15 protein-coding genes are annotated in these 19,660 nt (G+C 47.9%); 9 read left to right on the top strand and 6 right to left on the bottom strand.

Features of this window, described 5'->3' with window-relative positions:
• Nucleotides 1-203: 203 nt before the first annotated feature.
• From FH974_RS22505 to FH974_RS22495, 3 genes are all read left to right on the top strand, one after another.
• Nucleotides 204-488, top strand: coding sequence for a MazG nucleotide pyrophosphohydrolase domain-containing protein (locus FH974_RS22505; protein ID WP_047886044.1), 285 nt, complete (start codon nt 204-206; stop codon nt 486-488).
• Nucleotides 489-888: 400 nt separating this feature from the next.
• Nucleotides 889-1,440 carry a hypothetical protein gene (locus tag FH974_RS22500; protein ID WP_047886373.1) on the top strand — a complete coding sequence of 184 codons (552 nt, stop codon included), beginning with the start codon at nt 889-891 and terminating at the stop codon, nt 1,438-1,440.
• A gap of 204 nt (nt 1,441-1,644) precedes the next feature.
• Complete coding sequence (locus FH974_RS22495) at nt 1,645-2,622, top strand: D-2-hydroxyacid dehydrogenase family protein (RefSeq protein WP_047886043.1); 978 nt, start codon at nt 1,645-1,647, stop codon at nt 2,620-2,622.
• A gap of 239 nt (nt 2,623-2,861) precedes the next feature.
• On the opposite strand, the gene FH974_RS22490 is transcribed toward FH974_RS22495, so the two are convergent.
• Nucleotides 2,862-4,541, bottom strand: a complete 1,680-nt coding sequence (locus FH974_RS22490) for an RluA family pseudouridine synthase (protein WP_047886042.1) — start codon at nt 4,539-4,541, stop codon at nt 2,862-2,864.
• A 332-nt stretch (nt 4,542-4,873) separates the two neighbouring features.
• Between FH974_RS22490 and FH974_RS22485 the strand changes: the two genes are divergently transcribed.
• Nucleotides 4,874-5,761, top strand: a complete 888-nt coding sequence (locus FH974_RS22485; RefSeq protein ID WP_047886041.1) for an EAL domain-containing protein — start codon at nt 4,874-4,876, stop codon at nt 5,759-5,761.
• Between the two features lie 263 nt (nt 5,762-6,024).
• Here FH974_RS22485 and FH974_RS22480 read toward each other — a convergent pair whose 3' ends face one another.
• Complete coding sequence (locus FH974_RS22480) at nt 6,025-7,419, bottom strand: class II fumarate hydratase (protein WP_047886040.1); 1,395 nt, start codon at nt 7,417-7,419, stop codon at nt 6,025-6,027.
• 399 nt (nt 7,420-7,818) lie between these two features.
• Between FH974_RS22480 and FH974_RS22475 the strand changes: the two genes are divergently transcribed.
• Complete coding sequence (locus FH974_RS22475) at nt 7,819-8,091, top strand: PepSY domain-containing protein (RefSeq protein ID WP_047886372.1); 273 nt, start codon at nt 7,819-7,821, stop codon at nt 8,089-8,091.
• Between the two features lie 196 nt (nt 8,092-8,287).
• Here the strand turns inward: FH974_RS22475 and FH974_RS22470 are convergent, their stop codons facing one another.
• Nucleotides 8,288-9,739 (bottom strand): alpha-amylase family glycosyl hydrolase, encoded by a 1,452-nt coding sequence (locus tag FH974_RS22470; RefSeq protein WP_422894363.1) that lies wholly within the window; start codon nt 9,737-9,739, stop codon nt 8,288-8,290.
• A gap of 376 nt (nt 9,740-10,115) precedes the next feature.
• On the opposite strand from FH974_RS22470, the gene glgC reads away from it, so the two are divergent.
• Together glgC and glgA are read left to right on the top strand one after the other, a co-directional pair.
• A complete protein-coding gene (gene glgC, locus FH974_RS22465; protein ID WP_047886039.1) occupies nt 10,116-11,333 on the top strand; it encodes a glucose-1-phosphate adenylyltransferase in 1,218 nt (405 codons plus the stop codon).
• The gene (glgA, locus tag FH974_RS22460; RefSeq protein ID WP_047886038.1) at nt 11,323-12,846 is read left to right on the top strand and encodes a glycogen synthase GlgA; all 1,524 of its coding nucleotides are present in this window, start codon (nt 11,323-11,325) and stop codon (nt 12,844-12,846) included. The genes glgC and glgA overlap by 11 nt, the downstream gene beginning before the upstream one ends.
• A gap of 277 nt (nt 12,847-13,123) precedes the next feature.
• Here glgA and FH974_RS26380 read toward each other — a convergent pair whose 3' ends face one another.
• The 3 genes from FH974_RS26380 to FH974_RS22450 all read right to left on the bottom strand — a co-directional run bounded on the left by FH974_RS26380 (nt 13,124) and on the right by FH974_RS22450 (nt 16,101).
• Nucleotides 13,124-13,249: a hypothetical protein gene (locus FH974_RS26380; protein ID WP_273859794.1), complete on the bottom strand. Its 126-nt coding sequence runs from the start codon at nt 13,247-13,249 to the stop codon at nt 13,124-13,126.
• A 181-nt stretch (nt 13,250-13,430) separates the two neighbouring features.
• On the bottom strand, nt 13,431-14,870 hold the full coding sequence (locus tag FH974_RS22455; RefSeq protein WP_047886037.1) for an MltF family protein: 1,440 nt from the start codon (nt 14,868-14,870) through the stop codon (nt 13,431-13,433).
• Nucleotides 14,871-14,994: 124 nt separating this feature from the next.
• Entirely contained in the window at nt 14,995-16,101 is a 1,107-nt protein-coding gene (locus FH974_RS22450) for a GGDEF domain-containing protein (RefSeq protein WP_047886370.1), read from the bottom strand.
• A 311-nt stretch (nt 16,102-16,412) separates the two neighbouring features.
• Here FH974_RS22450 and nrdD point away from each other — a divergent pair, with 311 nt between their 5' ends.
• Nucleotides 16,413-18,533, top strand: a complete 2,121-nt coding sequence (gene nrdD / locus FH974_RS22445) for an anaerobic ribonucleoside-triphosphate reductase (protein ID WP_207103781.1) — start codon at nt 16,413-16,415, stop codon at nt 18,531-18,533.
• A 287-nt stretch (nt 18,534-18,820) separates the two neighbouring features.
• Nucleotides 18,821-19,312, top strand: coding sequence for an anaerobic ribonucleoside-triphosphate reductase-activating protein (gene nrdG, locus FH974_RS22440; protein ID WP_047886018.1), 492 nt, complete (start codon nt 18,821-18,823; stop codon nt 19,310-19,312).
• Nucleotides 19,313-19,660: the final 348 nt, after the last annotated feature.

The following is a 19,660-nucleotide window of genomic DNA, read 5'->3' as shown; positions in this document are numbered from 1 at the left end:
ATGTGTGCAGAGCGTTGTGCCAGTTACTTTTTATCTATCGCTTCAGGGGGAAGCTAAAACAGAGAGAGCGAAAGTCTGGCCACCTCTGTTCTATCTTCATAACAGCTGCACTTTTTAGTGTTAATTGATTGAATATATTCTGATTTGGCAGATATAGTGTCCAGGTACGGGTTATTTAATCTGCTGAAAGACAAAAGGATGTTATGAAGCTATCTGAGCTACAAAGTCACATTAAGGAATTCGATTACGCCCCAGAGCACTCTGAGCATTATTTTCTGAAGTTAATCGAGGAAGTGGGCGAACTGGCTGAGTCTATTCGTGCCGGAAAGGGTGGGCAGCCAGATTTGGCCGCATTAAAAGGAACGATTGCTGAAGAACTGTATGATGTTCTTTATTATGTTTGTGCGCTTGCCAATATCTATGACGTGAATTTGGAAAAGACGCACGAGTTAAAAGAAGTCTTAAACAAAGCCAAATATAACCGCTAATTGCCTATCGTAAAAAGCGTGTGAGTAAAACGAAATTCGGCATTCCATCCAATCTTTAACACGATGGTTAAAAGGGATGGTTGGTTTGTCATCGCACACTGGTTTAGCTCTCGTGCTTTGTTCTCACGCTTTGCTCTCCGCGATCTCTTTTTGCAGCAAGACGTAGAAAAGCACGAGTCTTGCTCGCCCTTTCTATACTCAAAGCTGTGAGCCTCATTATTCTGAGTCACTCCAGGACAAGTCACGGCCGACGAAGGCACTTAACTATAGCGATAAATGATAATTATCTGCTTTACCCTTCCTTTTTGGTGGTTTTTATATATAGGAATACGGTTTTAGGTTGTGCTTTTACCGTATCCTCATTACCATCTGGCACAAAATTCTTTCCTGGGTGAATTTAATGGAAGTACTTGCTGAAGTGCTGGGCTGGACCAGTGTTGCCTTCTATATCTCATTGACTATTTTCAACAGCATGAAAGCCACGCGGTTTGCCGCGTTTGCTTCAGCAGCGAATGACATCATCTGGTCGGTTCTGATGGGCTGGCATGCCAAGGTGATCCTGAATTTGTCTGTCGCCAGTATTAATGCCTACCGTTACGCTAAAGACTTTATGAATGTGCCAAAGTCTTGGTTGGCTGCATTGGGAGCCGCCATGGCTGCCGGCATTGGTTACATCTTGTACTTTGCGGTCACGGCGTTCATCGCGGAGCCATCGTTGGCGGTTGCCTTCCAGTTCGCAGATCTGGCGGTCATTCTGGCTGCGATTTACATGACGACCCTGCGTAAATACCGGGTGCTGATGTTGATTTCCGGGTTTGTCGGTATGGTGGGATATTACGGTAATCCGCAAATGATGATCATCAAAGCGATGGTGATTGGCATCATGTCATACAAGTTGATCAAAAATCCTGAAGAATCACAGTCTGCGCCTGCTGAGACGACTCAAGCGTAATTGACGGTTTGCTTACTATGACGCCCCGGTTTTCCCGGGGCGTTTTTGTTTGTGCTGACAATCCGTTGAATTGACAGGCCGAACATGGAGTAAGCGATGTTTATTGGGCGATATGTTTTAGTTTTTAACGGGTTAGGTGGATTTTATCCGGCTTCAACGCTACCTTCAGCTCATCACAATAGGATGATGCAAGGATAGGGATAGATGAAAGTTGCAGTGCTTGATGATTACCAGAATGCAGTGAAAGGATTGTCCTGTTTTGCGATGCTTGAAGGACATCAGGTGAAAGTGCTTAACAGTACTATTGCTGATCCTGCGTCACTGGCTCCGTTACTGGTTGATGTTGATGCTCTGGTGTTAATCAGAGAACGTACCCTAATCAATGAGGCTTTGTTGTCACGCTTGCCAAACCTGAAATTGATCAGCCAGACGGGCAAGATCAGTCATCATCTTGATCTGGAAGCTTGTACCCGTCACGGTGTGGCAGTAGCAGAAGGGATTGGATCGCCGGTGGCTCCTGCGGAATTATGTTGGGGACTGATGATGGCTGCGTCGCGCTATATTCCGCAATACAGTGCCAACCAGCAGCTTGGGCAATGGCAGCAATCTGGCACGCTAGGATTAGGTCGCACCCTCCATGGCCAAGTGATGGGGATTTGGGGTTATGGAAAGATTGGCCAGCGCATTGCTCGTTATGCACAGGTATTCGGGATGGACGTGCAGATATGGGGCAGTGAGTCATCGCGTATCCGAGCGATACAGGACGGTTTTAAAGCGGCAGACTCGAAAAAGGTGTTCTTTGCTTCCTCTGATATTGTGTCATTGCACTTACGACTCAATGCGGCAACGTGTGGGATTGTTACAGAAGAGGATTTGTTGGCCATGAAACCGGACTCGTTACTGGTGAACACATCTCGGGCCGAACTGATTCAGCCCGGAGCCTTGCATAACGTGCTGTCTGCCCATCCTTCACGTCGTGCCGCGGTTGATGTTTTTGAGCAGGAACCGGCCCTGCCTTCGAATGAACAACTGCTGGCGTTGCCAAATGTGTTGTGTACACCTCATTTGGGATACGTTGAACAAAATAGCTACGAGCTGTATTTCCGTAAGGCGTTTGAGAATGTCATTGCCTTTGCGAATGGACACCCTGAAAACATTGCTAATTCCGAAGTGCTTGTCTGAAATCAGGCGCTAAAGTCAATGTAAGCGAATGAATCGCCAGCGAGCCAACTCGGATGACTGATTCTAGGTGCTAGGTGCTAGGTGTCGGCTGTTAACTATCGGCTGTTAACCATCGATTGTTAACCATCAGCTATTTGACGTTAGCTGTCAGACGCCTTCCCGCTGGCCAGAGATGGCATGGGAAAGCGTCTGAGCGTAGAGGGGGCGGATAGAAAAGAAAGGGTGATTAATCTAGCCTTTTAAAAATCCGCTTCTACCTGAAATCGCATACGATCGTGGGTGATTGGGTGATCCAGTTCCAGCGTTTCCGCATGCAGGTGTAAGCGGTTTGCTTTCACGCCATACAGATCATCGCCGATAATCGGCATATTCAAGCCCAGGTTGTGGGCACAATGTACTCGTAACTGGTGAGTACGGCCGGTTTTTGGATAAAGATGAACTTTAGTATGGCGGTCAGTACGAGCAATAACTTCCCATTTTGTTTCAGCCGGTTTTCCGTGTTCGAAGCAGACCAGTTGGCGCGGGCGATCGTGCAAATCACCTCGCATTGGCAGGTTTATCATACCTTCGTCGGCGGTCAGTACCCCATCAATCAACGCGGTGTAGCGCTTTTGAACGGTACGCTGAATGAATTGTTTCTGTAGGCTCTTGTTAGCACGCTTGGTCAGCGCAATCACCATCAGCCCTGAGGTCGACATATCCAGCCGATGCACGATAAGCGGACCGGTTGCGTGTGGAAAGGCCAGCTGCATTCTGGTGAAGACCGAGTCATCAATGGTTTTCCCCGGTACCGACAGAAATTCGGCAGGCTTATTTACCACCGCCATATGCTCGTCCTGATAGATAATGTCTATGGATTTACCTTCTGCCGGATTGTTTAGCAGGGGATTGTCATCCACCTCCATGCCGTCAAGCATGTGAGTCAGAATCGGCTGGCATTTACCCTGGCACGCCGGGTAGTAATGCTGGTGGCGGCGAATTTCGGATTTCGGTGACTGTCCCCACCAGAACTCTGCCAGTGCCAGCGGTTTCATCCTGTTCAGAAACGCATATTGCAGCAGTTTTGGTGCTGCACATTCACCGGCACCCGCAGGCGGTATGCCCTGCGTCGTGGGTGCAAAAAGAGTGCCCAGCCCTTTGCTTTCACCTTTAATGTTGGAAAAACGGTATTGCTCGAACAGCTGCTGCTGTAAGGCTGAAGACATCGCCTTGCGTTTCTCTTTCAGAGGGGAAATGACAGCAAGATGTGCATCCAATGCAGCCTGAAGCTCAGCCAGTCGAGATTCCCAGTACAGTTTGAGATCCCGCAGTTGCAGTTTTTCAATCACACTTTCCTGGCTCAACTGTTTTTTCAGTGCATTGCGTTCGTCAGGTGTCATCTCCGCCGAGGCGGCGCGTTTGGCTTTACGGACTTTTCTGCCTTCTACCATGTTGCTGCGATGTGCCTGCAAAGCTTGCTCCGCAGCTTGCGTTTCCGAAGTAAGTAGAGCTTTGCATTCCGCTAACGCCGGGTCTGCTTCCAGCGCTTTTATTTCCGTCGTCAGTTGGTTGATTTCCTTCTGACCCGTCAGGAAAAAACTGTCTTCGGCCAGCATGTCGAACACCGGCGGGACAAAACCCGGCAACAGATTCTGATCTGCCATTTTCCCGGAAAAGGCGGATAGATAGCCGATTTCTCCGTCCTGATTTTCAACCAGCAGTACCCCAAACATTTTGCCGATGGCTGTGTCAGTATCGCCCGTCAGCCCAAAGTTATGCTGCCAGTTTGTCTGGTTGGCCAGATGTGCCTGAAGTTCTTCCGCAGCCAGCACACATAGAGGGTGAGGCTGATAATAAAACGGAAAGGTAAAACGTTCAGGCAGGGGGTAATCTGCAATGGAAGTTTTAAATCGGGTAAACAGTTTTTCCGGAGAATGCATAGGATTTCTGAATTCTGAGACGTAAAGCCGCGAGTGAGGCACTAAAAGGTGCACATTCTACCGCTTAGATGAGAAATTGGCACCAAATGACCAAAAGATTTTTAATGTCTCAGAGGACAATACAGGTGTCTCATTTGTGAGACATTAGCGAAACACTCTGCTTTTTTATTGATAAATAGATAAAATAATGGAAAATCCTGCTTCTATTCAGTTGGAATGTTGGCCTTGGCACAAAAAATTGTGACCTGTCCTATACTGTTGATGAGTGAGACTTCCTATGTGTGGTGTAGCGTTTATGGTTAGATTAACTATGTTCATGGAATGAATGTTTAGTGAATAACATACTAAGAGCCGGTCAGGAACTGGACCCCTATATCCGGCGCTCCGAAGACGGTGCTTTTTTCGCCACTTACAAGGATTTTGTGTTAAAAAGTGCGTTTCAGCCAATCGTAACGCCTGATGGTGAAATTTTTGCCTTCGAAGCACTGTTGCGCGTTGAGCATGCTTCTGGTTTTTGTCTGGATACCGGCAGCGTGATTGAAAGCTATCTGGAGCACACCGTTGATCTCATTAACGTTGACCGTCTGTCACGGAATGTGCATCTCCGAAACTTTGCCCGCCTTGGCCTGCCAACCAATTTGTTCATTAATGTCACGCCTATCGCGCTGCTCGACAGTGCAGCCAGGCAGGATACCGAATCCCTTCTTCTGACAACATTGTCTGCGATGAATCTTAACCCGTCGTGTATTTACCTTGAGGTTCTGGAACATCCGTGTGATGACGAACACTGCCTTACTCGCACATTGCATTCACTGCGCCGTCATGGTGTGAAAGTCGCGGTGGATGATTATGGAATGGGCGCTTCCTCAATGTCACGAACCACAGCGATGCGTCCGGATGTGCTGAAAATCAGTAAGCCTTTGCTTGATAGCTACGTGGCAGGAGACACGCAACCGATGATCGAAGCCCTGAGTGTGGCGGCTGCGATATCGGCTCAAGTACTGATTGAAGGGATTGAAGACCAACCGTCGTGTGAGTTAGCGAAAGCATTGGGAGCCGATTTATTACAAGGGTATTTTACCGGCCGTCCGTGCTCGATACCGGCGTATCGTCCGCAAACTGACTGCAAACTTTTGCCGTCGGGATCAGTTTCAGGAGGGGCTGTTACGGGATCGGTTTCGTCGTTAACGGTACCAAAATCTCCGTTCTATCCTTGCTGACAGATGCTTTTATGGATTCCTGTCACCCAGGCAGCCCGAGTACCCGGATACCCGCGTTGTGCTGAGGATCGCCGCGCTGTTTGGTACATATGGTGACGAGCAGGTGCCAATAGAAGCAGATAATAGACGTATGAGACAGGCAGCTTACGCGCTGCCTGTTAATGAAGTTATTTGATGGTGTTGATGTTAATACTGTCACCGAAGCCACTGAAACTGACGACATGCCGAGGTTTCTTTTAGGTGTCAAATTGGCATCTGTATGGCTAATGCTTACCGTCTTTCACCCCGCCTTGCGTCAGTAATGTTGGATTCAGCCACTGCTCAAGTTCTTCCCGTGAATACTCGGTCTCTTCAACCGCCACATCCAGAATATCCCGTTGTTCCTTGTAGGCTTTTTTCGCAATCTCTGCCGCTTTCAGGTAGCCGATTAACGGATTCAGAGCCGTCACCAGAATCGGATTTTTCGCCAGGGCACGTTGCAGGTTATCGTCCCGAACCCGAAAGCTGGCAATGGCTTTGTCTGCCAGCAAATGCAGTGCGCTGGTCAGTAACTCAATGCTTTGCAGCAGGTTCATCACAATAACCGGCAGCATCACGTTCAGCTGAAAGTTACCGGACTGGCCAGCAATGGTGATCGTCATGTCGTTACCAATCACTTGTGCTGCAACCATGGCTGATGCTTCGGGAACAACAGGGTTGACCTTACCTGGCATAATGGATGAACCAGGTTGTAACGATTCCAGTTCAATTTCTCCTAATCCGGCCAGAGGGCCAGAATTCATCCAGCGTAAGTCATTGGAAATTTTCATTAAAGCTGTAGCCGTTGTTTTCAGCTGGCCAGAAAGACTGACGATGGCATCCTGGCTGCTCAGGTTATAAAAGAAGTTGTCACTGACCGTGAAATCAACTTCGGTTGAAACTGAAATATTGTTGGCAAAAACCGCGGCAAATTCCGGGGCGGTATTGATTCCTGTACCCACTGCGGTGCCTCCCTGAGCAAGAGCCTTTACCGATTCCAATGATTGGCAAATGCCGTATTGCGCTTTTTCCAGCTGCGTTTTCCAGCCTTCCAGTTCTTGCCCCAACGTTACCGGCATAGCATCCATTAAATGGGTTCGTCCGGTTTTGACCACATGGCCCACGTCCGAGATTTTTTTATCCAGTGTTGCAATGATGTGTTCAAACGCCGGGAACAGGTGGTGGTGGCAAGCGAGTGCCGCACTGACTTGAATGGCCGTAGGAATCACATCATTACTGCTTTGTCCCATGTTGACATCGTCATTGGCGCTAACCGGCGCGTTGAGTTTTTCAGCGGCCAGAGTGGCGACGACTTCATTCATGTTCATGTTGGAGCTGGTTCCCGAGCCGGTTTGGAAGACATCGATAGGGAACTGATCTGCGTATTGTCCGTCAATGATTTCCTGACAACTGTCAATGATGGCGTGCGCGGTGTCGTGGGGTAATTGGGCCAACTCCAGGTTACTACGCGCGGCTGCCTGCTTGATAAAAGCCAATGCCTGAATAAAACGGGCGGGCATGGGAATGCCGCTGACAGGGAAGTTATTGATGGCACGCTGAGTTTGCGCTTTATACAAGGCATTTTCCGGAACCTGAACATCACCCATGCTGTCAGTTTCTGTACGAAAGCCGGATGTCATGTTGCCTCCCCGCCAAAGTGAACGCTTTGGCAATGTTGTTGTGGTTGTCATGAGCTTAGTGGAATTCGCCCGGAATAGAGAAGCTTGTCTTAGTAATTGGCTTTATTGACAGCGATTTTAGTGAGTTCATGTTTATTTATGCATGTTCTAAGAAATAAATCACTGGTCCTTACCAATGCGAGCCATGCTATTACTGTCTGCTTTGTATCAATATACCTCTGCAGCAGGGAGCTGCTGAAGAAAAGGTGAGGGGGAATGAAAGGGATAAAGGGTCAAGGATTAACCTTTTAGTGGACATGGATGTGATACGAATCAAAGAAAGCGCGTGCTTAGCAACATTTGGCTTTCATTTTGATATGATGAAGCGACATGAAGTACGGATGCAGGTGGAACATGACTATGAAGAACGTTGTAATGCCCGTCCTGATTTCTGCATGCATAGTAGCGGTACCGGCCATGGCGGATCCGATTGAGCCTTCAGTCGCACCAGAGCTGACGGTACCCAAAGCGATGAGACTGCTACAAAATCAGGGATACCATGATTTTCGCTCGATCAAAATCGAGCGGGATGACCATGAAATTGAGGTCGAAGCACGAAACCCTGAGGGAAAACGTGTTGAAATAGAGATGGATTTATTTAGCGGAAAAATTCTGGCTGTAGAAAGCGACTAGCCTGCAACGATGATGACGTTGTGCTGGGCGTATTCCGGTATTCCTATTCACGGCTTTGGATTTGGTATAAGTCCGTGATCGTTGAGTCTTTTGAAAAGCTGCGCTTTGGCGCAGCTTTTTTTCGCCTTTAGCTTTTATGTTGGCCAGCCGGTTTTGTGGTCGCAGGCGCTCCGCATTCAGTGCTGAAGATAGCGTTTCACTGCTTTTTCATCATCATCGCACAGCTTCCACCGGGAAGCAGTAAAACGTTTTTACTATCAGTTGATTGTAGAAACCTTTCAGTTTTTATGGGTAAATTATCTTCATTGGTCAGTTGTGCTTGTCGATCCTGCGACGTTGTCATTTCGACTCCGGGCAATGAGAGGCAATCCAGATAGTTGCCTTCCGGTAACTCAACGCAAACGGGTTGTTGTCCCCGGTTTATGGCGACGATGCCTTCGTTTCCCCTGGAGAAAACCAAGTGATCATCTCCGGCTTCCAGGATTTGCATAGGCAGGCTGTGCATCTGGTGATGGAAAGTAATCATGCGGCTTAGTATCGGATCCTGCCAGCAATCCAGCCAGCGTGGTTGTCCCGACTCATCAGTTATGCCACTGGTGTTCAGATCGCTGTATACCAGCGGTACACCACCGTCTCTCCCTAGTAGGTAACAGTAGGCCAGCCGCTCGCTGACAGGGGACATGACCTGATCCAGGAAGACATCGTTATTGGGAATATCATGGGTAATGGCAAAAGTGATTGCCCGGTCATATGCCAGTGCTTGCCCCACTGAATAGGGGTTGATTAATTCTGTCATTGGACGGCTTTTCTCCAGCACATTGAAGACTGAATGGAACAGTGGGAAGTCATATGCCCCGAGCGAAGTGCTTTTCAGATACGGCTCCAGAAATAATTCATACTCGTCACGGCTGGCTCCGCCATCGGTGATGATTTCACCAAAAATATGCATGCCTTTACTGACGTCTTCGTCCCACACTCGCTGAATATGTTCTAAAGTTAAATGCTTAGCAGCATCAATTCTGAACCCTTTTATGCCTAATTGTTTTAGCGCGCGCAGGTATTTCTGTTGTTGCTTTACTACATTTTCTGCGCATTTTAGCGTTGGAAGACCGGGATCATTGCTATCACCACTGATTCTTCCGTGCTGAACTTCCCAGGGATTGTGCCAATCCTTAATTGGGAAGGCGTTAACGAAGTCTTGTTCGGTAAATAAGGCTTTTGATAAATCACCAAATAAACGGATTTTTTCAAAATACTCTTCTTCATCCTTATATTGATTAAGGATTTTTTCTGAAGGGTAGTTCAGGTCTGTCCGATGGTCTGACTCGTTAGCCATGTGATTAAAGACCACATCGACATAAATGTGCAGATCATGCTTTTTTAATGCCTCTGTCATTAGGATGAAATCATGGGTGTTGCCTAATTGATTGTCTATCACCCGGTAATCCTGAGGCTGGTATCTCTGCCACCAGGGAGACCCGTTCCGGTGGTGGAGGGATTTCATCGGTGGGGAGACAAGAACGCTTTTAAATCCGGCATTTGCAATAGCTTCGGCATAGTGTGCAATCCGGGCGTATGGCCAGTCAAATGCGTGCAGGATGACATTACTGGCGCAGGTATTGTCCATATGTGAAACAGGGTTGCTCATTCTATATGTCCTTCTGATGAACTGAGCGCAGTCTACCCACTCAGTTTGCGAAAGTATTCAGCTTTTGCAATGGTTCAAGGGGGAGGAGGCTGGGGGAGTAGGGATTGCAAGCAAGAAAATACGTGGCAAACAGACGAAAGTGACAAAATTATAAAATTTTGTATCGGTTATTTTTTGTACTTGCTCGCAGTTTTATGTTTCGAATGATGCGCGTGTTCAAAAAGTCTGACGAAAAAAGATGTAACCCACATCGCTGGGTTTGAAAGAAAACAATATTTTTGAAAATACCTATCAATTTATACTGCATAGCCATTCTCCTCAGGTATGGCCGTGTGTTATATATGGCACAAGTTGCTTACTCACAAGGAGGTACACCATGGCAGGTGTCTTAGGAATGATTTTGGCTGGTGGTGAAGGTTCTCGTCTCAGGCCACTCACGGATTCACGCAGCAAACCGGCAGTGCCTTTTGGTGGCAGTTACCGTTTGATCGACTTTGCACTGAATAACTTTCTGAATGCGGATTTGATGCGGATTTTCGTGTTGACTCAGTTTAAGTCTCAGTCGCTGTATGTGCACATGAAAAAAGGGTGGAATGTTTCTGGGATCACAGGGCGTTTTATTGATCCTATCCCAGCGCAAATGCGGATGGGTAAGCGTTGGTATGACGGGACAGCTGACGCCATCTACCAGAATATTCGCTTTATTGAGCTGGAATCACCAGATCAGGTGTGTATCTTCGGCAGTGACCACATCTACAAAATGGATGTGAAGCAGATGCTGGATTTCCACCATGCTCACGAAGCGGATTTAACGGTATCAGCACTGCGTATGCCGATCAGCGAAGCGTCTGCCTTTGGCGTGATCGAAGTGGATCAGAACGGGCGGATGATAGGTTTTGAAGAGAAACCGGCAAATCCAAAGGCGATCCCCGGGGATCCTGAGCATGCTCTGGTGTCGATGGGTAACTACATCTTCGAAACCGGTGTGCTGTGTAAAGAACTGGAAGAAGATGCGATGAATGAATCGTCCAGCCATGATTTCGGTAAGGACATCATTCCAAAACTGTTCCCGCAAGGGAAAGTGTACGTTTACGATTTTACAACGAATATTATCCCGGGTGAGAAAACAGCAGGTTACTGGCGTGATGTCGGCACGATTGAATCTTACTGGCAGGCGCACATGGATTTATTGTCTGAAGATGCGCCGTTCTCACTGTATAACCGCCAGTGGCAATTGCATACCTATTACCCGCCACTGCCTCCGGCCACCGTTCTGGACGGTGACAACTGCAAGGTTGATATCAATAACTGCATGATTTCGGCTGGTAGTTACATTCGCGGTGCGCGGGTTTACAAGTCAGTACTGGGGTTCCGTACTAATGTGGATCATTGCACGACAATCAGCGAATCAATCATCCTGGGGGATGTGAAAATCGGCGCTAACTGCTCCATTCGCCGTGCTATTATCGATAAAAACGTGCAAATCGCACCGGGAACTGTCATTGGTGAGAATCCTGAAGAGGATCGTAAAAAGTACCATGTATCAGACGAAGGGATTGTCGTGATACCGAAAGGAGCGAAAATTGGCTACTAAGACTACACCTTCTTCTCAGCCTCTGAAAATTCTGTTTGTGGCTTCTGAGGTTGAGGGACTTGTTAAAACCGGTGGCCTGGCGGATGTGGCCAAGTCGCTGCCGGCTTCACTGAAAGCGATGGGGCATGATGTGCGTATTGCCATGCCGTACTATCGCAAAGTGGCAGAACGTGAGCAGGGTGACACCCTGCTGGAAACGGTACTCTATGTACCAACACAGCCTGAACCGGTGGGGTATGCGGTGAAGCGGCTGTACAGCGGTGAAGTTCCTGTGTACGCATTAGACGCGCCACAGTATTTTGACCGTGCTGAACTCTATGCGGAAAATAACGAAGGCTATGCCGATAACGGCGAGCGCTTTGCTTTTTTCAGTGCAGCTACGCTGGATATATGCGAAAAGCTCGGCTTTCAGCCGGATATTGTGCACTGTAATGACTGGCATACCGGTCTGGTTCCGTTTTTGCTGCGTACCCGCTATGCAGCAGATGACGCTTTTTTTGCCAACACGAAAAGTGTTATCACGATTCATAACGCCGTCTTCAAAGGCAATTTCGATTATGAGCAGTTCCGTTTAATTCCTGAACTGATCCAAAAGCGCTACGTTCAGGCTGAAATGGACAGTGCCCATATCAGTATGCTGAAAGCAGGCGTGGCTTTTGCCGATAAAATCAATGCAGTTAGTCCTAACTACGCGGCTGAGTTACTGACTGAGCTGGGTTCACATGGTATGGCAGCCGATTTTCGCAACCGGTCAGATGATCTCTACGGTATCGTCAACGGGTGTGATTACGGCGACTGGAACCCGGAAACTGATCCGTACATCGCCCAGAATTACAAAGCCAATAAAGTCAGTGTCACCCGTGGCAAGAAGGCCTGTAAGCGGGATCTGCAACAGCAGGTGAATCTGCCGGTTAAAGATGTGCCGGTCTATGGCATGGTTTGTCGTCTGACGGAGCAGAAAGGCATCCATTATCTGCTGCCGATTCTGGCTGATTTTCTGGTTCATGATGTACAGGTGGTGATTGTCGGGAGCGGTGATCCGGTTCTGGCGGCAAAACTGCGATCAATCAGTGACGCACATCCTGAAAAATTGGCGTTCGTGGAAGCTTACAATAATCCGCTGGCACATTGTGTCGAAGCGGGGGCCGATTTCTTCATGATGCCGTCCGAGTTTGAGCCATGTGGCTTGAACCAGCTTTACAGCCTGGTTTATGGGACATTACCGATTGTTAGGGCAGTGGGTGGGCTGATTGATACTGTGATTGACTATGATCAGACACCGCAGGTGGCAACAGGCTTTATTTTTAAAGCTCCGACACCGGAAGCTTTGCTGATCAAGCTGCAGCGAAGCTTACTGCTGTACTGCCAGCGCCCGCAGGAGTTTAAACGTCTGCAGCAAAATGCGATGGCTTGTCGGTTTGAATGGGATGAAGCGGCTGAACTCTACGTTCAGATGTATAACGGTCAGGAGCATATCACTGCCGTAAAAAAGCACCATCCTGAAACGGTCTGACTGGCCAGCCAGCATGCCAGCTTGAACTGAAATGAGTTGAAAACAAAAAGCCCTCATGATGAGGGCTTTTTCTATGGGTACGTGAAGAACGGAAGAAAGTGCTGATAACCGGTGGTATTGGGCAACCCACGTTCTCAGCGAAAAACGGACTCTGTTCGACAAGCTCGATTCAGCAAGGGGGATTTAATCAGCACTTGTTACCGGATTTTGTTATCGCTTTTTTGCTGTCGTTCGATGCCAATTTGTCATTGTTGGCTGTCATTGTCTGTCGTTGCGCTTAAAGCACGATAACATCATTCGCGAATTCGTCATCACCGTCATTCAGAAACAGATCATCCGGGCAACTGGCCAACAAATCTTCTTCTGTCGGGACAACAAAGGTTGTGAGGTGTAATGTATCCATACTGTCGTCTCAATGCTTTTCTTGTTTCTCCGAGTGCCAGAGCAAACTCATCGGTGTTTAAGTTGTAGTAGCAACACTAGCCTTGATAAATGACATTATGATGAAAGCGGGATCACGATCTCAGCCCTGCAAAATTTTGCGTATTAATCGCTGAATTATTCAACGATACACATCAGCAGGCTTATCGACTGAGTTTGTAATGAAGGCGGTGAATGCGCGCCGTTTCGCTTTGCGCGGCAGTTTGCATCGACATCAGTTGTTTGTAGATGGTGAAGTAACGGTTGATATTACCCACATAAGTGACAGGCTCCATACCGACCTCTTCTTTTACCACTTTCTCGACATTGTTAAACCATTTGGTCGGATCATAGCCTTGTTCCTTTGCGACTCCCCGTAGGCGGTTAATCCGGTTGGGACCGGCATTGTAGCTGGCGAGGGTAAAATACAGCTGGTTCAGCTCATCCGTTTCCTCATCCTGGAAGTAATTATTACGAATGTAGTCCATGTATTTCACCCCCGCGTGGATGTTGTTTTCAATATTCTGAATATGGCGGATGTTGATATATGGCTCATTGGCGGTCTGGGGAAGAACCTGCATGATGCCGATTGCACCGGCATGTGAACGTTTCGACTGATCAAACTGCGATTCCTGGTATGCCTGCGCTGCAATGATCAGCCAGTTAATGTCATACATGTTGCCGTAGCGAATGAATTTGTCCTGTAAATTCTTAAATTGCTTGATGCTGCTTGGGCTGATCACCTGTTTGAACCATTCTTTGCTGTTAAGGTAGCGGTTGAAGATCACGTTGCCGTTCAGGGTGCCGCGTCGGTTCTTTTCAATAAAGCTGTTGATGAGTTTGCTCAGTTTCGGACTGTTTTTGCGAAAAGCCCAACCAATCGAACCATGTTCGCGGATCGGATAACGGGTATGAAGCCGCAGATTACCAGTAACCAATGACCAGAACTCAGCTTTGTGAGAATCCAGTACGGTCATTTGGATCAACCCTTCCTGAATCATCTGTACCAACTCATAGTCTTCCAGTGTTTCTTCTAGAAAATGCACGTACATGGGCTCAAGATGCTTTTTGGCCAGTTGTTCATTGATTTTTCGGATGCTCTGGTAATAACTGGAACTGGCCCGAACCCAGACACTCTTTTCAGATAGCTGCCGAAGCCGGGTAATCCGGCGGCGCTTTTTCTCGGTCACAAACAGTTCGCTGACCTCAGTCAGGAAGGGGTCACTGAAATCCACTTTTTGCAATCGCTGTGGAGTAATGGTCAGATTTGCGGCAGCGATGTCGCCAACTCCGGCAATCAGAGACGGAAAGAGCTGATCCCGATCGATCGGAATGATCTGGAGGCGGTATTTCTGGCCGGTGGCTTCTGCAATGTAAGCTTCAAACAGCTCCAAGAGTTCAGAAGTTAAACCGCGGGGCTTACCCTGATCTAGGTAATAGAAGCCAAGATCCGCTGAAACCAGAACGCGAATGACGCCTTTTTCGAGTAAAACAGGTAAATCGCCGGTGTATTTGGTGCTGGGAATCGGGGTGATTTCAAACGTAAAACCGAATGAAGACAGGACGATGCTCAGACAGCAGCACAACCGCAGTACTGTTTTCATGGCCCATACTCAACAGCGTATTGCATTGAGTATAGGCTTTTCCCGGTCTGAACGGCCGGGAAAAGGGCGGGTGACGGGGGGATGATAAGGAAAGGGGATAAACAGAAATGGCTATGCTGCATTACTACGAGCAGGCCTGGTTTCTCCCTCGGGCTTTGGCTTGATACAGATTACTGTCGGCTCGTTGCAGTAATTGGTGGGTAATTTGTTCGTTCCCCACAGTGGCAATACCCTGGCTGACAGTGACATACGGGCTGACATCTGAAGCGGGATGAAGAATTTTTGCATCCGCCAGGCTTTTGCATATTCTGGCGGAGACAACCTTGGCGCCGTCTGCCGATGTCGCAGGTAATATTGCGATGAACTCCTCGCCGCCGAATCGCGACACACTGTCAGTTGGTCTCTTCAGGCTGGTTTTCAGTACTTGGGCTACCCGTTTCAGGCATTCATCGCCCGCCGGATGGCCAAGGGCATCATTCAGGGGCTTGAAATAATCAATGTCAATCATAATCAGTGACAAGGGCTGCTGTTCCCGTCGACACTGGTGAAACTGTTTTTCCAACTCATATTCGAAGAACCGGCGGTTGTTGAGCCCGGTTAGTTGGTCTTGCGACACCATCTGGTTGAGTTGTTTGACCAGTTGTTCTTTGTCGTACTCCTTGCTCACACTGCTGTTGAACCAATGCATCAGGGTTTGTCGCCCTGTATAAATAATCAGCAGCATGGCCAGCAGCTTGAGGAGGGGAATTTGTAAGCTCTCATGAACACTAAGATAGTTGATGTAAGTGCTCAAAAGGAGCATAGGCACAATGGCAAACGACGTGGCCTTTACCGAGGCGAAAAATCCAAGCAGACACAACATGATGACCAACTCAGACAGCACTTCCGCGCTGGTATAGAGCCGGGCATAGTGGATCAGGTGAAACACTGACATCATCCAGCTCATGCTAAACAGCAGCGAAAGTACGCAAAAGAGCAGATGCCAGTAGGGAAAAGGGCGACTACCGGGACGAAAAATGATCAGTCCCGTCATGTAACACAGTGATTGTATACCGTAGAGACTGAGTGCAGGGTGCAGCAGCACGGTAGGATCTCGTAGTGCATTGCCTAAAAATGTCGCGACAATAATGAACAACAAGATCAGTGACAAGGTGCATACCCAGCGCCAGCCACGGGTCAGTAGTTGATATAAAGCCTCTTCCTGAAAGGCTTCTCGAGAGAGCGTAGACATAAAAATACCGTTTTTTATCCGGTTAATAAGTCTACCTGATTGCGCAAGAATTCCCGCCGAATTTTTGTAAATATTCAGATTTGATGAATGTTTAATGTTGACTTTGTGAGCCAGGTAGGAATCAAAAGCAGAATTTTGAGAGCCTGTAGGAAACATCGGTTGCAACCTGTACGGTCATGGTAAAACCCTGACTCAGATCAATGTATTCAAAACTGAATTCTCGCTTAATACCCCACATCTTGTATTCCGCTTGTTATTGAATCCACTACATTTTGTGTTTTTCGTGACAGTGTCATTTTTAGGAGCCTTGTGTGAACCCGGTTGTGATTAAGCGTGACGGATGCCGCGTACCATTTAATACTCAGCGTATTAAGGAAGCTGTACTCAGTGCAGCTGAGTCTGTAGAAGCCATGGACGAAGCGTATGCACAGGATGTCTCTGAAGCCGTGCTGGCCCAGTTTTCAGAGCAAGCACTGGTCGATATTCATCAGATTCAGGACGCCGTTGAAAATCACCTGATGATGGGCCCTCACAAAGAAGTTGCGCGCGCGTATATTGAATATCGTCACGATCGGGACATTGCTCGCGAGAAAAAAAGTCACCTGAACAATGAGATACGTGGTCTGATAGAGCAGAGTAATGCCTCGCTGCTGAACGAAAACGCCAACAAAGACAGCAAAGTGATTCCAACACAGCGCGACTTATTGGCGGGTATTGTGGCTAAACATTATGCGAAGCAGCATATGTTGCCACGTGACATCGTCACGGCGCATGAGCGAGGGGATTTGCACTTTCACGATTTGGACTACTCACCCTTTTTCCCTATGTTCAACTGCATGTTGATTGATCTTAATGGCATGCTGACCCATGGTTTCAAAATGGGTAACGCCGAAATTGATACTCCGAAGTCGATTTCAACCGCAACAGCTGTTACGGCACAGATCATTGCGCAGGTGGCGAGCCATATTTACGGCGGCACAACCATAAACCGAATTGATGAGGTGCTGGCACCTTATGTAACGGTCAGCTATGAAAAGCAACTCAAGATTGCCCGTGAGTGGGATATTCCTGAACCAGAGAAATTTGCCCGCGCACGAACGGAAAAAGAGTGTTACGACGCGTTCCAGTCCTTGGAATATGAAGTCAACACGCTGCACACTGCGAATGGGCAAACACCGTTTGTTACTTTTGGATTTGGTTTAGGCACCTCATGGGAATCGCGCCTGATTCAGTCGTCTATCCTGAAAAACCGTATCGCCGGACTGGGCAAAAATCGTAAAACGGCGGTTTTCCCGAAATTGGTGTTTGCGATAAAAGACGGGTTGAACCACAAGCAAGGGGATCCGAATTACGACATCAAGCAGTTGGCGCTGGAATGTGCGTCAAAACGTATGTATCCGGATATTCTGAACTACGACAAAGTGGTGGAAGTCACCGGTTCTTTCAAAACCCCAATGGGCTGTCGTAGCTTTCTTGGGCCGTATGAAGAAAAAGGCGAGCTGGTTCATGAAGGGCGTAACAACCTGGGAGTGGTCAGCCTTAACTTGCCTCGCATTGCGTTGCAGGCGAAAGGGGATGAAACCCGTTTTTATCGTCTTCTGGATGAAAAACTGGACTTGGCCCGCCGCGCACTTGAAACCCGCATTAGTCGTCTCGAAGGGGTGAAGGCACGGGTAGCTCCGATTCTCTATATGGAAGGGGCGTGTGGCGTGCGTCTGAAAGCTGATGATAACGTGGCGGAAATCTTTAAGCATGGCCGTGCTTCTATTTCGCTGGGTTATATTGGTATTCATGAAACAATGAACGCGCTGTATGGGGCTGAGCGTCATGTCTACGATAGCGATGAGTTGCGCCAGAAAGCCATTGCGATAGTGCAGCACCTGAGAGCGGCAACGGATCGCTGGAAGGCAGAAACCGGTTATGGCTTTAGCCTGTACAGCACACCGAGTGAAAACCTGTGTAGCCGTTTCTGTGCAATTGACACGAAAGAGTTCGGCGTCGTTGAAGGTGTAACCGACAAAGGTTATTACACCAACAGTTTCCATCTGGATGTAGAAAAGCAGGTCAATCCTTACGATAAGATTGATTTTGAAATGCCGTATCCGGAAATCGCTAATGGTGGGTTTATCTGTTACGGGGAATACCCGAATATCCAGCATAACCTTGAAGCACTCGAAAACGTCTGGGATTACAGTTACAGCCGCGTCCCGTACTACGGCACCAACACCCCAATTGATGAGTGTTATGAGTGTGGCTTTACCGGCGAATTTGCCTGTACCAGTAAAGGGTTTACCTGCCCGAAATGCGGTAACCATAATCCGGCCAAGGTGTCGGTTACACGTAGGGTCTGTGGTTATCTGGGGAGCCCGGATGCGCGCCCGTTCAACTTTGGTAAACAGGAAGAAGTGAAACGCCGCGTTAAGCATATGTAGCGACTTTTACTGTGGTGCTGTGGTGCTGTGGTGCTGTGGTGTCGTGATGGCGATATGGCAGAATAGGCCGAATCACGGCAGTTCTTGGGTACCCTGAAATTTTGAAAGCGCTGTTTTTCGGCGCTTTGTTATTTTGCTTAGTAGCTTAGTAGCTTAGTAGCTTAGTAGCTTAGTAGCTTAGTAGCTTAGTTTTAAACCCGTTTTGTTAATATCTGGTTTTTACACGTTCGTTGTTTTGGCTCAGTAGTAGCAGGCAGGGGTGACAGACGGATGGGTAGAGTAAAGTCATGCATTATCAAAAATATTACCCGGTAGATGTGGTGAATGGGCCGGGAACGCGGTGTACCCTGTTTGTTTCCGGCTGTGAGCATCAGTGTAAAGGGTGTTATAACCAGAGCACCTGGCGGACGGACTCGGGCCATTTGTTTACGCAGGCGATGGAAGATCAGGTTATTAAGGATCTGAATGATTCCCGAATTAAACGTCGTGGCTTGTCACTTTCAGGCGGGGATCCTTTGCATCCGGTGAACGTTGCCGCGATACAACGCCTGGTTGAACGTGTAAGACGAGAATGTCCGGACAAGGATATCTGGCTCTGGACTGGGTATACACTGGCTAAACTTAATGACGCGCAGCAAGCCGTTATCCGTCATGTTGATGTTGTGATTGACGGGAAATTCGAACAGGAACACTACGATCCATCGTTGTTATGGCGCGGAAGTGCTAATCAGGTTATCCACTATTTGAATGAGCCAGAATCCGCTTGGTCAAAGAGCTAAAGTCGCGGTCAAATCGCCCCCAAAACCCCAGAAGAGCCATTGACGAACTAACGGCGAAAATCCTAGTACAGTGATATCGTCATTGGCTATTGTGACGGTACAGCTGAAAGTAGAATGTGCTTTGGCTCTGAAACGGTGCTGGCTTTTAATTCCGGGTTATTGAGCGTAGCGTTTATGCAAGCTTCAAGCTGTAAACACAGCGCCTTTTTCCAGAAAGCGGCTTTTTCCTTTCTCATTTTCTGACGTACTTACTTTTCCACTTTTCCACTTTTCCACTTTTCCACTTTTCCACTTTTCCACTTTTTCGCGATTGTCATTCCCTTCATTTTTTCACATTGCTGTTCCATC

The sequence above is a fragment of the Photobacterium ganghwense genome (assembly GCF_017329545.1).
Classification (GTDB): Bacteria; Pseudomonadota; Gammaproteobacteria; order Enterobacterales; family Vibrionaceae; genus Photobacterium; species Photobacterium ganghwense.
The sequence above is the reverse complement of the archived record's forward strand: the minus strand, read 5'-3'. Positions and strand labels throughout refer to the sequence as shown.

Coding starts and splice junctions, on each gene's coding strand:
- FH974_RS22495 (WP_047886043.1), top strand. CDS start 1,645: ATGAAAGTTGCAGTGCTTGATGATTACCAGAATGCAGTGAAAGGATTG.
- FH974_RS26380 (WP_273859794.1), bottom strand. CDS start 13,249: ATGGATACATTACACCTCACAACCTTTGTTGTCCCGACAGAAGAAGAT.
- FH974_RS22505 (WP_047886044.1), top strand. CDS start 204: ATGAAGCTATCTGAGCTACAAAGTCACATTAAGGAATTCGATTACGCC.
- FH974_RS22500 (WP_047886373.1), top strand. CDS start 889: ATGGAAGTACTTGCTGAAGTGCTGGGCTGGACCAGTGTTGCCTTCTAT.
- FH974_RS22450 (WP_047886370.1), bottom strand. CDS start 16,101: ATGTCTACGCTCTCTCGAGAAGCCTTTCAGGAAGAGGCTTTATATCAA.
- FH974_RS22470 (WP_422894363.1), bottom strand. CDS start 9,739: ATGAGCAACCCTGTTTCACATATGGACAATACCTGCGCCAGTAATGTC.
- FH974_RS22480 (WP_047886040.1), bottom strand. CDS start 7,419: ATGACATCCGGCTTTCGTACAGAAACTGACAGCATGGGTGATGTTCAG.
- FH974_RS22475 (WP_047886372.1), top strand. CDS start 7,819: ATGAAGAACGTTGTAATGCCCGTCCTGATTTCTGCATGCATAGTAGCG.
- FH974_RS22455 (WP_047886037.1), bottom strand. CDS start 14,870: ATGAAAACAGTACTGCGGTTGTGCTGCTGTCTGAGCATCGTCCTGTCT.
- FH974_RS22490 (WP_047886042.1), bottom strand. CDS start 4,541: ATGCATTCTCCGGAAAAACTGTTTACCCGATTTAAAACTTCCATTGCA.
- nrdG (WP_047886018.1), top strand. CDS start 18,821: ATGCATTATCAAAAATATTACCCGGTAGATGTGGTGAATGGGCCGGGA.
- glgC (WP_047886039.1), top strand. CDS start 10,116: ATGGCAGGTGTCTTAGGAATGATTTTGGCTGGTGGTGAAGGTTCTCGT.